The sequence below is a fragment of the Streptomyces sp. NPDC050625 genome (genome assembly GCF_040654755.1).
Lineage (GTDB): Bacteria > Actinomycetota > Actinomycetes > Streptomycetales > Streptomycetaceae > Streptomyces.
On sequence record NZ_JBFAIQ010000007.1, the window covers coordinates 423,460 to 436,476 of the forward strand.

General features: G+C 72.4%; 9 protein-coding genes and 1 riboswitch. All 9 genes read right to left on the reverse strand.

The window, feature by feature from the left end:
* Positions 1 to 18 precede the first annotated feature (18 nt).
* Positions 19 to 750: a precorrin-2 C(20)-methyltransferase gene (cobI, locus tag AB0I54_RS19975; RefSeq protein ID WP_363297341.1), complete on the reverse strand. Its 732-nt coding sequence runs from the start codon at positions 748 to 750 to the stop codon at positions 19 to 21.
* A complete protein-coding gene (locus AB0I54_RS19980) occupies positions 747 to 2,138 on the reverse strand; it encodes a cobyrinate a,c-diamide synthase (RefSeq protein WP_363297342.1) in 1,392 nt (463 codons plus the stop codon). The genes cobI and AB0I54_RS19980 overlap by 4 nt, the downstream gene beginning before the upstream one ends.
* Entirely contained in the window at positions 2,132 to 2,734 is a 603-nt protein-coding gene (cobO, locus tag AB0I54_RS19985; protein WP_363297343.1) for a cob(I)yrinic acid a,c-diamide adenosyltransferase, read from the reverse strand. Before cobO ends, AB0I54_RS19980 begins: the two co-directional genes overlap by 7 nt.
* Positions 2,734 to 4,746, reverse strand: a complete 2,013-nt coding sequence (locus tag AB0I54_RS19990; RefSeq protein WP_363297344.1) for a putative cobaltochelatase — start codon at positions 4,744 to 4,746, stop codon at positions 2,734 to 2,736. Before AB0I54_RS19990 ends, cobO begins: the two co-directional genes overlap by 1 nt.
* Positions 4,743 to 8,396, reverse strand: a complete 3,654-nt coding sequence (gene cobN / locus AB0I54_RS19995; protein WP_363297345.1) for a cobaltochelatase subunit CobN — start codon at positions 8,394 to 8,396, stop codon at positions 4,743 to 4,745. Before cobN ends, AB0I54_RS19990 begins: the two co-directional genes overlap by 4 nt.
* Positions 8,393 to 9,901 (reverse strand): cobyric acid synthase, encoded by a 1,509-nt coding sequence (locus tag AB0I54_RS20000; RefSeq protein WP_363297346.1) that lies wholly within the window; start codon positions 9,899 to 9,901, stop codon positions 8,393 to 8,395. The genes cobN and AB0I54_RS20000 overlap by 4 nt, the downstream gene beginning before the upstream one ends.
* A complete protein-coding gene (locus AB0I54_RS20005; RefSeq protein ID WP_363297347.1) occupies positions 9,898 to 10,848 on the reverse strand; it encodes a cobalamin biosynthesis protein in 951 nt (316 codons plus the stop codon). The genes AB0I54_RS20000 and AB0I54_RS20005 overlap by 4 nt, the downstream gene beginning before the upstream one ends.
* Positions 10,849 to 10,947: 99 nt before the next feature.
* Positions 10,948 to 11,090: riboswitch (cobalamin riboswitch) on the reverse strand.
* Positions 11,091 to 11,258: 168 nt separating this feature from the next.
* Entirely contained in the window at positions 11,259 to 11,486 is a 228-nt protein-coding gene (locus tag AB0I54_RS20010) for a hypothetical protein (protein WP_263207263.1), read from the reverse strand.
* Positions 11,487 to 11,518: 32 nt separating this feature from the next.
* Positions 11,519 to 12,778 (reverse strand): inorganic phosphate transporter, encoded by a 1,260-nt coding sequence (locus AB0I54_RS20015; RefSeq protein ID WP_363297348.1) that lies wholly within the window; start codon positions 12,776 to 12,778, stop codon positions 11,519 to 11,521.
* Positions 12,779 to 13,017: the final 239 nt, after the last annotated feature.

Sequence of the window (13,017 nt, forward strand, 5' to 3'; positions counted from 1 at the left end):
GGGTTGCGGCCGAGTCGATCACAGCTTGCCGCCCCGGCCGCCGTCGCGCCGCGCGGGTGCGATCAGCGTGGAGAGGTACGGCAGCGGGGCCCCGTCGAGATCGCCCGCGGGCCGGATGGACTCCTCCGGCAGCCCGAGCGCCGACCCCCACACCGCGTCGTCGATCCGCCCGGTCTCCCGCAGCGCCTCGGCGACCTCCCCGGCCTGCCGCCCGAACTTGTACGCCACGACCGTCCCCGGACCGTTCAGCGCCTCCTTGAGCACGGCCGCCCCGGCGGTGACCGGAACGAGCGTCAACGGCTCGGTGCCCTCGGTCAGCACGGCCCCCGAGCGCGCCGCGAGATCCTGCATCGCGGTGATCCCCGGCACGGTCTCGACGACCGTCCCCGGCACCAGCTCCGCGATCGTCTGCGCGAGATAGGTGAAGGTCGAGTACACATTGGGATCGCCGATGGTCGCGAAGGCGACCGCGCCCCGCTCCCGGAGCAACCCCGCGACCCGCTCACCGGCCGCGTCCCAGGCGGCCTCCCGGCGCCCCCGGTCGGTCCGCTCGTTGAGCGCGAACACCACCCGGACGACCTTCTCCCCGGGCACGTAGTGCAGCACGGTCGCCTCGGCCCGCCCGCGTTCTCCGGAGTCCATGACCGGTACGACGACGACATCGGCCGCGCGCAGGGCGTTCACGCCCTTGACGGTCACCAGCTCCGGGTCGCCCGGACCCACCCCGACACCGATCAGCCTGCTGCTCATGACGTCCTGCACCTCTCCACGAACCGACGGGCCGCACCGGGCACGGACGCCCAGTGCGTGTGCAGATAACTCGCGTGCACACCCTGCTGTACGAAACCTTCGACCCGCCGTCGAGGTGCGCGCACACCCCAGGCGGGAGCCGCCCCCGAGCCGGGCTCGACGACGGTCCGGTGGAACTCGTGCCCCCGCATCCGCGTCCCCGCCACCGCGAGCACGCTGTCGCTCACGGCCACGACGTCCCGGTACCCGAGCGTGAGCCGCTCGCTCATCCGGGCGGTGGCGTCGAGCACCCCGCACATGGGCCGTCCGTCCAGCTCCCGGCACAGATAGAGCAGCCCGGCGCACTCGGCGGCGACGGGAGCGCCGGATTCGGCGAGCGCCGCGACGGCCTTGCGCAGCGGTTCGTTGGCGGACAGCTCGGCGGCGTACACCTCCGGGAAGCCGCCGCCGATGACCAACCCGCTCGTCCCGTCGGGCAGTCGCTCGTCGCGGAGGGGGTCGAAGGGGACGACGTCGGCACCGGCGGCGGTGAGGAGTTCGGTGTGCTCGGCGTAGGAGAAGGTGAACGCTTCACCACCGGCGACAGCCACCACGGGCGTCGGCTTCTCGGCCGACCGAGCCGAGCGGTCGTCGCTGGGCGGGGCGACGGCCTCGGCCGCGTCCCAGGCCGCACCCGACAACGCACCCGCACTCCGCGCCAGCGCCATCAGCGCATCCAGATCACAACCGTCACAGACCTGCGCACCCATCGCCGCGACGGCCGCCACCGCCTCCGCCCGCCGCTCGGCGACCGGCACCAGACCCAGATGCCGGGACGGAGTGTCCACCTGCGGCGCCCGCCGCAACACCCCCAACACCGGCACCCCGACGGAGTCCAACGCGTCGCGCAGCAGTTCCTCGTGCCGGTCCGACGCGACCTTGTTCAGGATCACGCCCCCGACCCGCACCTCCGGGTCCCAGGAGGCGAACCCGTGCACCAGCGCGGCCACCGACCGCGACTGCGACGAGGCGTCCACGACCAGCACCACCGGCGCCCGCAGCAGCTTCGCCACATGGGCGGTGGACGCCAGTTCACCCTCCCCGGCGGCCCCGTCGTACAGCCCCATCACCCCCTCGACGACCGCGATGTCGCAGCCGCGCGCACCGTGCGCGAACAGCGGACCGACCAGCTCCGGCCCGCACAGGTACGCGTCGAGGTTCCGCCCCACCCGCCCGGTGGCGAGCGCGTGATACCCGGGGTCGATGTAGTCGGGGCCGACCTTGTGCGGGGACACGGCGAGCCCCCGCCCGGTCAGCGCGGCCATCAACCCCGTGGCGACGGTGGTCTTGCCGCTGCCCGACGAGGGCGCGGCGACGACCAGCCGGGGCACGGACGGGGACGTCACCACTCGATGCCTCTCTGCCCCTTCTGACCCGCGTCCATGGGGTGCTTGACCTTGGACATGTCGGTCACGAGGTCCGCGAGGTCGAGAAGCTTCTCCGGCGCGTTCCGCCCGGTGATCACCACGTGCTGGGTCCCCGGCCGGTCGCGCAGCACCTGCACCACCTCGTCGGTGTCGACCCAGCCCCAGTGCATCGGGTACGCGAACTCGTCGAGCACGTACAGCTTGTACGTCTCGGCCGCCAGGTCCCGCTTGACCTGCTCCCAGCCCTCGCGGGCCTTCTCCTCGTTGGTCGAGTTGTCGATGTCACGCTGGACCCACGACCAGCCCTCGCCCATCTTGTGCCAGTCGACGGTCCCGCCCTCGCCGGAGGCGCCCAGCACCTTGAGCGCGTTCTCCTCGCCGACCTTCCACTTCGCCGACTTGACGAACTGGAACACCCCGATGGGCCACCCCTGGTTCCAGGCGCGCAGCGCGAGCCCGAACGCGGCGGTGGACTTCCCCTTGCCGATGCCCGTGTGGACGACGACGAGCGGCCGGTTGCGCCGCTGCCGCGTCGTCAGCCCGTCGTCCGGGATCACACTCGGCTGCCCCTGAGGCATTACGCGGCCCTCCTCGACGTCCCCTGCACATTCCTGACCAACCCGGCGATGCTGTCGGCCCGCAGTTCGTCCAGCGTCACCGCCGTACCGCCCAGCTCACCCGCGAGCTGTCCGGCGAGCCCCAGCCGCACCGGCCCCGACTCGCAGTCCACGACCACGGAGGCGACCTGCTCGGCTGCGAACAGCCGCGCCGCACGCCCGGCCAGGGCGACCGGCTCGACCCCTCCGGTGGCCCGACCGTCGGTCACCACCACGACGAGCGCCCGGCGCGCGGGATCCCGCAGCCGCTCGACCCGCAGCACCTCGTGCGCCTTCAGCAGCCCGGCCGCCAGCGGGGTCCGCCCGCCCGTGGGCAGCGACTCCAGCCGGGCCGCCGCCGTATCCACGGACGAGGTCGGCGGCAGCGCGACCTGCGCGTCCTTGCCGCGGAAGGTCACCAGCCCCACCTTGTCCCGGCGCTGGTAGGCGTCGAGCAGCAGCGACAGCACGGCACCCTTCACCGCGCCCATCCGCTGCCGCGCCGCCATCGACCCGGAGGCGTCGACCACGAACAGCACGAGGTTCCCCTCGCGCCCCTCACGGGTGGCCTGCCGCAGATCGTCCCGGCGTACGACGAGTCCCGGCCCGGAGCGGCCGCGCGCCCGCTGATGCGGTGCCGCCGCCTGGACGGTGGCCGCCAGGTGCAGCTTGGACAGCTTGCCCTGCGGCCGCCGCGCCCCGGTCGTGCGCCCGTGCTCGGTCCGCGCCCGCGAACGCCGTCCGGCGGCGCCCTCGCCGATCCCGGGCACGCTCAGCACCTTGGTGCGGAAGGGCTCGGCGGCGCGGACGGGGGACTGCTCCGCGGCACCGGACGCCTGCGGCTCGCCGCCCTCACCGGTCTCGGGCCGGGCAGCCGTGTCACCGCCCTGCGGACCGGCGTCCGGCGCGGGCTGCCCGCCGCCCCCGCCCGGTCCACCACCGTCGGGATCGGGATCGGAATCGTTGCCGTCGCCGTCGCCGTTGCCGGAGAACTCCTCCAGCGTCTCGTCGAGCTTGTCCTCGTCGAGCCCCGGCGCGTCGAAGGGGTTCCGCCTGCGGCGGTGCGGCAGCGCCAGCAGCGCCGCCTGCCGTACGTCCTCGGCGAGCACGTCGGTGCGCCCTGCCCAGGCCGCCAGCGCGGTCGCCGTACGCGCCATCACGATGTCGGCCCGCATGCCGTCCACCTCGAAGGCGGCACAGGTGGCCGCGATCTGCCGCAGCGCACCGTCGCCCAGCCGCACCGAAGGCAGCAACTCCCGCGCCGCCACGATTCGTTGGCGTACGGCGGCCTCCTCGCCGGCCCACCGCGCGGTGAAACCGTCGGGGTCGTCGTCGTAGGCGAGCCGCCGCCGTACGACCTCCACCCGCTGCTCGGGCTCACGGGAGGCCGCGACCTCGACGGTCAGCCCGAACCGGTCGAGCAGTTGCGGGCGCAGTTCGCCCTCTTCCGGATTCATGGTGCCGACGAGCAGGAAGCGTGCGGCATGCCGCACGGAGACGCCCTCGCGCTCGACGTAGGAGGCGCCCATCGCGGCCGCGTCAAGGAGCAGGTCGACCAGGTGGTCGTGGAGCAGATTGACCTCGTCGACGTACAGGATCCCGCGGTGCGCGTCGGCGAGCAGGCCGGGCTCGAACGCCTTCACGCCCTCCGCGAGCGCCCGCTCGATGTCCAGGGCGCCCACCAGCCGGTCCTCGGAGGCACCGACGGGCAGCTCCACCATGCGCGCCGGACGGGACTCGTACGCCCCCGGCTCGTGCGGACCGTCCGGGCAGGCGGGGTCGGGGGAGCCGGGGTCGCACGAGAAACGGCAGCCGGAGACGACGTCGACCTCGGGCAGCAGCGCCGAAAGGGCCCGTACGGCCGTGGACTTGGCGGTGCCCTTCTCGCCGCGCACCAGCACACCGCCGACCGCCGGCGACACGGCGTTCAGCAGCAACGCGAGCCGCAGGTCGTCCTGACCGACGACGGCCGTGAACGGAAAGGGGGTACTCACTTCTCGTCGCCCTCCAAGTCGCCTTCCAGCTCCAGGTAGGTGGCCCGCAGCCGCTCCAGGGTGTCCGCGTCCGGCTCGGCCCACAGCCCGCGGTCGGCCGCCTCCAGCAGCCGCTCCGTGATCCCGCGCAGCGCCCAGGGGTTGGACTTCTTCATGAAGTCCCGGTTCTCCGCGTCGAAGACGTACTCGGCGCTGAGCTTCTCGTACATCCAGTCGTCCACGACGCCGGCCGTGGCGTCGTACCCGAAGAGGTAGTCGACGGTCGCCGCCATCTCGAAGGCGCCCTTGTAGCCGTGCCGGCGCATGGCCGCCATCCAGCGGGGGTTCACCACGCGGGCACGGAAGACGCGGTGCGTCTCCTCGCCCAGCGTCCGGGTCTTCACCTGGTCGGGCACTGCGGAGTCGCCGACGTACGCCTCGGGGGAGGCCCCGGTCAGATGGCGGACCATGGCGACCATGCCGCCGTGGTACTGGAAGTAGTCGTCGGCGTCGACGAGGTCGTGCTCTCTCGTGTCGACATTCTTCGCCGCCACCGCGATCCGCCGGAACGCCGTCTCCATGTCCCCGCGCGCCGCCCGCCCGTCGAGCCCGCGCCCGTAGGCGTAACCGCCCCAGACGGCATACACCTCGGCCAGATCCGCATCGCTGCGCCAGTTCCGTGCGTCGATCAGCGGTAGCAGCCCGGCGCCGTACGCCCCCGGCTTCGAGCCGAAGACACGGGCCGTCGCGCGCCGCCGGTCACCGTGTTCGGCCGCGTCCTCCTCCACGTGCGCGCGTACGTAGTTGGACTCGGCCGGTTCGGTCAGCTCCGCCACCGCCCGCACCGCGTCGTCGATCAGCCCCACCACGTGCGGGAACGCGTCCCGGAAGAAGCCCGAGATACGGACCGTGACGTCGATGCGCGGCCGGCCCAGCTCCTCCAGCCCGACCACCTCGAAGCCGGTCACGCGCCGCGACGCGTCGTCCCACACCGGGCGGCACCCCAGCAGCGCCAGGATCTCGGCGATGTCGTCGCCCTGGGTGCGCATCGCGGACGTGCCCCAGACCGTCAGGCCGACGGACTTCGGGTACTCGCCCGTGTCCTGCAGATACCGCCGCACCAGCGAGTCGGCGAGCGACTGGCCGACCTCCCAGCTCAGCCGGGACGGAATGGCCTTGGGGTCGACCGAGTAGAAGTTCCGGCCCGTCGGCAGGACGTTGACCAGGCCGCGGGTCGGCGAACCCGACGGACCCGCCGGGACGTAACCGCCGTTCAGCGCCCGCAGGATGTGCCCGATCTCGTCGGTGGTGCGCGCCAGGCGCGGTACGACCTCGGCGCAGGCGAACTCCAGCACGGCGACGGCGTCGGGGAGTCCGGTGCCGAGGACGTCATGGACGAGGCCCGGGACCGCCGCGCCGTCCCAGCCGCGCTCCTCCATCCCCTCCGCAAACCGCCGGCACAGCTGCTCCAGCAGATCGATCGCGTCGGCGGCCGTGCGCGCGGGGCCCTCGACCAGGTCCGTCAGTTCCACCGGCACCTTCACCGGCGCGCCCGGCTCGGCGAGCAGCTCCTTCTCGACCAGCCCGAAGTGCTCGGCGAGCGAGGCCCGCAGCCCCGGCAGGGCGTTCGCCTGCCCGCCCCACACCTGCGAGGCGCGCAGCACGGCGAGGACCAGGTTGACGCGTGGCTCCGCGACCGGTCCGCCGCCGAGGATGTGAAGTCCGTCGCGGATCTGCACATCCTTGATCTCGCACAGATAGCCGTCGATGTGCATGACGAACGAGTCGAAGTCGTCGTCCTCGGGCTGCTCGTCCACGTGCAGGTCGTGGTGCAGCTCGGCCGCCTTGACCAGCGTCCAGATCTGTGCCCGTACGGCAGGCGCCTTGGTCGGGTCCAGGTCGGAGACCAGCGCGTACTCGTCGAGCAGCTGCTCCAGCTTCGCCAGGTCGCCGTAGGTGTCGGCGCGGGCCATCGGCGGGACCAGATGGTCGACGACCGTGGCGTGCCCGCGCCGCTTGGCCTGGGTACCCTCGCCGGGGTCGTTGACGATGAACGGGTAGATCAGCGGCAGATCGCCGAGGACCGCGTCCGGCGCACAACCGGCGCCCAGACCAAGGCCCTTGCCCGGCAGCCACTCCATCGTGCCGTGCTTGCCCATGTGGACGATCGCGTCCGCTCCGAACGAGTTCTCCAGCCAGCGGTACGCCGCCATGTAGTGGTGCGACGGCGGCATGCCCGGGTCGTGGTAGATCGCGATCGGGTTCTCGCCGAAGCCGCGCGGCGGCTGGATCATCACGACGACGTTCCCGAACCGGAGGGAGGCGAGGACGATGTCGTCGCCGTCGACGTACAGGGAGCCCGGCGGCTCGCCCCACGCCTCCAGCATGCCGTTCCGCAGCTCGGGGTCGAGCTTGTCGAACCACGCCCGGTAGTCGGCGAGCGGCACGCGCGCGGGCGCGGCGGCCAACTGCTCCTCCGTCAGCCACTCGACGTCGTGACCGCCCGCCTCGATGAGCCGGTGGATCAACTCGTCGCCGTTGTCGGGGTATTCGGTGAGGGAGTAGCCGGCGTCCCGCAGCGCGTCGAGGACCCGGACCGCGGAGGCCGGGGTGTCGAGGCCCACCGCGTTGCCGACGCGCGAGTGCTTGGTCGGGTAGGCGGTGAAGACCAGCGCGACCTTCTTGTCCGCGTTCGCCTTGTGCTTCAACTGCGCGTGCCGTACGGCGATTCCGGCGACGCGCCCGGCCCGCTCGGGGTCGGCGATGTACACCGGGACGTCGTCCGGACCCTGCTCCTTGAAGGAGAACGGCACGGTGATCAGGCGGCCGTCGAACTCCGGGATCGCGACCTGCATCGCCGCGTCCATGGGGGAGAGGGCGGCGTCGGACGCGTCCCACGTGGCACGGGAGGAGGTCAGACAGAGCCCTTGCAGCACCGGGACGTCGAGGTCGGCGAGCGCCCCGATGTCCCAGGCCTCCTCGTCGCCGCCCGCCGAGGCCTGCGAGGCGTGGGTGCCGCCGGCGGCGAGGACCGTGGCGACCAGTGCGTCGGCCCGGCCGAGGATCTCGTACAGCCCGGCGTCGGCACCGCGCAGCGAACCGCAGTACACGGGAAGGGCATTGGCGCCCCGCGCCTCGATCGCGTCGCACAGTGTGTCCACGAAGGCGGTGTTGCCGCTCAGTTCATGGGCCCGGTAGAAGAGCACGCCGACTGTGGGCCGGCCCTCGACGAGGGCACGTTCGCCGTGGACGCCGTGCTCGGGCATCTTCCGCGGCTCCTCGAAGCCCTCGCCCGTCAGCAGCACGGTGTCGGACAGGAAGCGCGCCAGTTCGGTGAGGTTGGCGGGCCCGCCCTCGACGAGATAGCGCAGCGCCTCGGCCACGACACCGGCCGGCACGGACGACTCGGCCATCAACTCCGCGTCGGGCACCGCCTCCCCGCCCAGCAGCACGGTCGGGACGCTGGACGCCTTCAGCGCGGCGAGCCCCTCCTCCCAGGCCCGCTTGCCGCCGAGCAGCCGTACGACGGCGAGGTCGGCCTGCCGGAGGAGTTCCGGAAGCTCCTCGGTGACGTCGACCCGGGTCGGGTTGCCGATCAGGTAGGACGCGCCGGAGGCCCGGGCCGCCAGCAGATCGGTGTCGGCGGTCGACAACAACAACACTGTGCTCATGCGGGCGCTCCCGGTGGAATGAAAGGCAGTCCTTGCGGCGCGCCCGACTCGATGAGCTGCCAGAGCGCGTCCGTGTCCGCGTGCTGTTCGATCAGGTCGCCGAGCCGGTCGAGCTGCTCCTCGCGCAGCGCGGCGAACGAGGTGTCGGGCGCCGGTACGAAGCGGCGGCCCGCGGCGGCCGCCACCTCGCGCAGGAAGGCCCGCCGGAAACCGTCCGACTCCAGGGAGCCGTGCCAGTGCGTGCCCCAGGTCTGTCCGACCCGGCAGCCGTCCAAGAAGGGGTCCCCATCGTGGATATCGGCGACCCCGTGATGGATCTCGTACCCCTCGACGTGCTCGCCGAGGGCTTCGCCGACGGGCCGGGTGAGGGTCTTCTCGCGGGCGAACCGCACCCGCACGGGCAGGATCCCGAGCCCGTCCACGTGTCCCTCGCGGCTCTCGACGTCGTCCTCGATGTGCTCGCCGAGCACCTGGAAGCCGCCGCAGATGCCGAGAACGGGCCGGCCCTCGCGGGCCCTTGCGACCAGGGCGTCCGCCAGCCCCCGCTCCCGCAGCCACTCCAGCGCCCGGACCGTGCCCCGGGTGCCCGGGATCACGACGAGGTCGGCGTCGGCGAGTTCCTCCGGCCGGTCCACGAACCGCACGACGACACCGGGCTCGGCGGCCAGGGCGTCCACGTCGGTGAAGTTGGACATGAGCGGGATCGCGCAGACGGCGACCCGCAGCACGTCCTCCCCGACGGGCGGTGCGACGGACGACTCGCGCACGGTGCCGCGCAGCGAGACGCGGAGCCCGTCCTCCTCGTCGATGCCGAGCCCGTGCCGGAACGGCAGCACTCCGTAGGTGTGCCGCCCGGTGAGCCCGTGCAGCATGTCGAGCCCCGGCTCCAGCAGGGACACATCCCCACGGAACTTGTTCACGAGGAATCCGGCGACAAGTTCCTGGTCCTCGGGCGAGAGCAGGGCGACGGTCCCGAAGAAGGAGGCGAAGACGCCTCCGCGGTCGATGTCGCCGACGACGAGCACGGGGAGCCGGGCGTTGCGCGCGATCCCCATGTTCACGATGTCGGTCCGCCGCAGATTGATCTCGGCGGGAGAGCCCGCCCCCTCACAGATCACCGCGTCATACGTGCCCCGCAACTCGGCGAGACAGTCGAGAACGGTCCCGAGAAGTCTCTGCTGCCGGCCCCCGTGATAGCCGCGGGCGCTCAACTCGCCCACCGGCTTCCCCAGCAGCACGACCTGGCTGCTCTGCTCCCCACCGGGCTTGAGCAGCACGGGATTCATCAGCGCGCTGGGCTCCACCCGGCACGCCTGGGCCTGCATGGCCTGCGCCCGTCCGATCTCGGCGCCCTCGCGCGTCACGAACGAGTTGAGGGACATGTTCTGCGCCTTGAAGGGCGCGACCTTGACGCCCTGTCGCACCAGCCACCGGCAGATCCCCGCCGTCACGACGCTCTTGCCCGCGTCGGAGGTGGTGCCGGCGACGAGCAGACCACCGTTCATGACGTGCCCCCCTTTGTCCTGGCTGCGACTGCGCGCGCGGCGATCCCGACGCCGAGCGCGAGCAGACCGACCCGACGGGACAGCCGTACGGCCCGGTCGATGTCCTGGGTGGCCACGGTCCGGCCGCCGCCGTTGAGCACGGGCCGGTGCTCGACCCGGCCTCCGTAGGAGAGGGTTCCGCCGAGCCGCAAGCCCAGGGCCCCCGCGAAGGAGGCCTCGACGGGACCGGCGTTGGGGCTGGGATGCCTGTGCGCGTCGGCCCGCCAGGCACGCAGGGCGCCGCGCGGATCCGGGCCCGCGGCGGCGGCCAGTACGGCGGTGAGCCGGGCCCCCGGCCATCCGGCGACGTCGTCGAGGCGGGCGGAGGCCCACCCATAGCGCCGGTACCGGGGGGACTTGTGCCCGACCATGGCGTCAAGGGTGTTGACCGCGCGGAACCCGAGCAGCCCGGGCACGCCGCCCACGGCGCCCCACACCAGCGCCCCTACGACGGCGTCGGACGTGTTCTCCGCGACGGACTCGACCACGGCCCGGGCGATCCCGTCGGCGTCGAGCGCCTGCGGATCGCGTCCGCAGAGGTGAGGCAGCCGCGCCCGGGCCCCTGCCACGTCGCCCGCCTCCAGGGCACGCCCGACGGCCCGGGCCTCCCGGGCGAGCGAAGTCCCCCCGACCACGGCCCAGGTGGCGGCAGCGGTGAGCGCGACGGAGACGGCGGGGGAGGGACGTACGGCTCGGCGGGCGAGGGCGCCCAGGGCCACGGCTCCACCGACGCACGCGGCGGTGTGCAGGGCGCCCCAGCCGCGGTGGTCCCGCCACAGCACCCGCTCCACGGCGCTTGCCGCACGCCCGAAAGCGGCGACCGGATGCCCACGGCGTGGATCGCCCAGGAGAAGGTCACCGAGGAGGCCGGCGGAGGCGCCGTACGCGAAGACGCGATCGGCACGCATCGGCTCAGCCGGCCGTGGGGTCGAGCAGCGACCTGGTGCTGTACCTCAATCGGCAGCCGAGCATGGCGATATGTCCTCACTCAGGGTGTCCGCGCCCTGGTTCGACGAGACCGGCGGTGGGAGTTCCTGGCTTCCGGAGAGTTCTTCCCCGGTGACAGTGGCGGGACCGCGCCGGATTCACACCGGCTTCCTCCCTTGCCGCCGTACATGGCTTTGGCAGTCCACCATGCCTCCGGAAGGGCCGTCAACTTGCTGTTGACCTGCAAGAGGAGAGTGTGCTGAGACCCACACCGGCGCTGCGCGGGCGGGTGGGGGCGCGCGAAAAGGCTCCTCCCCGAAGGCATCGGGGAGGAGCCCGGTAGAGCTCGGTCAGGCCTTGGCCATGAACTGGGCCATGAACTGGGCCAGGGTCAGGCCTTGGCCATGATCAGGTAGATGCCGTACGCCACCGCCGCCGCGCAGGCAGCGAAGCAGACGTACGCTCCGGTGACCGCGAGGGGGGCGGAGCCGCCCTGGGCCGTGGCGCGCTCGCGGTGCGCGAGGCCCTTGACGCCCAGGGTGAACAGGGCCACGAGGCCCACGGTGACCACGAGGCTGACGCCGAAGACGGAGCCGAGGGCTGCCCAGTCGATCTTCATGGTGATGCTTCCTTAGTAACCGGGTCTCGGGGTCAGACGGTGGCGGCCGGAGGGGCGGCCGGGTCGGTGGCGGGGGCCGCGGCGGGGGCGGTCGCGGGGGACGGGATGGTGGCCGTCAGGTCCTCGGTCACGGTGCCCGCCGGGGGCGGCGTCACGGCGGCCATCGCCGTGGTCACCACACCGGCCGGCTCCTCGGTGTCGTTGACGTTGCTGTGGTCGACCACCTGACGGCGGGAGAGCTTCCAGATCGCGGCGCTGGAGGCGATCAGGAAGACGGCGACGACCGCGGTGCCCCAGTCGCCCAGGTCGGTCACGGACTCCGCGAGCGCGGCGACCAGGGCGGCCGCCGGCAGGGTCAGCGCCCAGGCCACGACCATGCGGGTCGCGGTGGACCAGCGGACCACGCCGCCCTTGCGGCCCATGCCCGCGCCCATCACGGAGCCGGAGACGGCGTGCGTGGTGGAGAGGGAGAAGCCCAGGTGGGAGGAGGCCAGGATGACCGTCGCGGCGCTGGTCTGGGCCGAGAAGCCCTGCTGCGGCTGAAGGTCGGTCAGGCCCTTGCCCATGGTGCGGATGATGCGCCAGCCGCCGATGTAGGTGCCGAGCGCGATGGCGAGGCCGGCGGAGAGGATCACCCAGACGGGAGGGTTGGAGTCGGGGGCGATGGCGCCGCCGGCGATCAGCGCGAGGGTGATGATGCCCATCGTCTTCTGCGCGTCGTTGGTGCCGTGGGCGAGGGAGACGAGACCGGCGGAGGCGATCTGGCCGGCGCGGTAGCCCTTGCGGGTGGCCGCGCTGTCGGCGTCCTTGCTCAGCCCGTAGGAGAACCTCGTGGCGAGCATGGCGGCCACGCCGGCGACGATCGGGGCCGCGACGGCCGGGATCAGGACCTTGGTGACGAGCACGTCGCCGTGGACGGCGCCGGTGCCGGCCGACGCGATCGTCGCGCCGATCAGACCGCCCATCAGGGCGTGCGAGGAGCTGGACGGGAGCCCGACCAGCCAGGTCAGCAGGTTCCAGAGGATCGCGCCGACCAGGGCGGCGAAGATGACCTCGGGACGTATGCCGGTCTCGTCGACGAGACCCTTGGAGATCGTGTTGGCGACCTCCACGGAGAGGAAGGCGCCTACAAGGTTGAGCGCGGCGGACATGGTCACCGCGACCTTGGGCTTGAGCGCACCGGTCGAGATGGTCGTGGCCATCGCGTTGGCGGTGTCGTGGAAACCGTTCGTGAAATCAAACGCGAGTGCGGTTGCCACCACAATCGCGAGGATCAGCGAGAAGTTTTCCATTTACCCAGGCAATCGTTCAGAGGACGTCATTGGCTGGTTGACCGTAGGAAACCTGGGTGAACGGAAGGTGAACTGGGGCAGGACTCGGGGTGTCGCAAACGAGGGGTTGTCGCTCCGCTCCGGCCCGCTTCGGCCCAGGGGCCCAGACGCCCCTTGACCAGTTGCCCCGGGCGAACGGCCTCAGCCGGTTCAAGGGCCCGTTGAAGAGATTTTGGTCACCCGGCCGGTTCCCCCGCTCC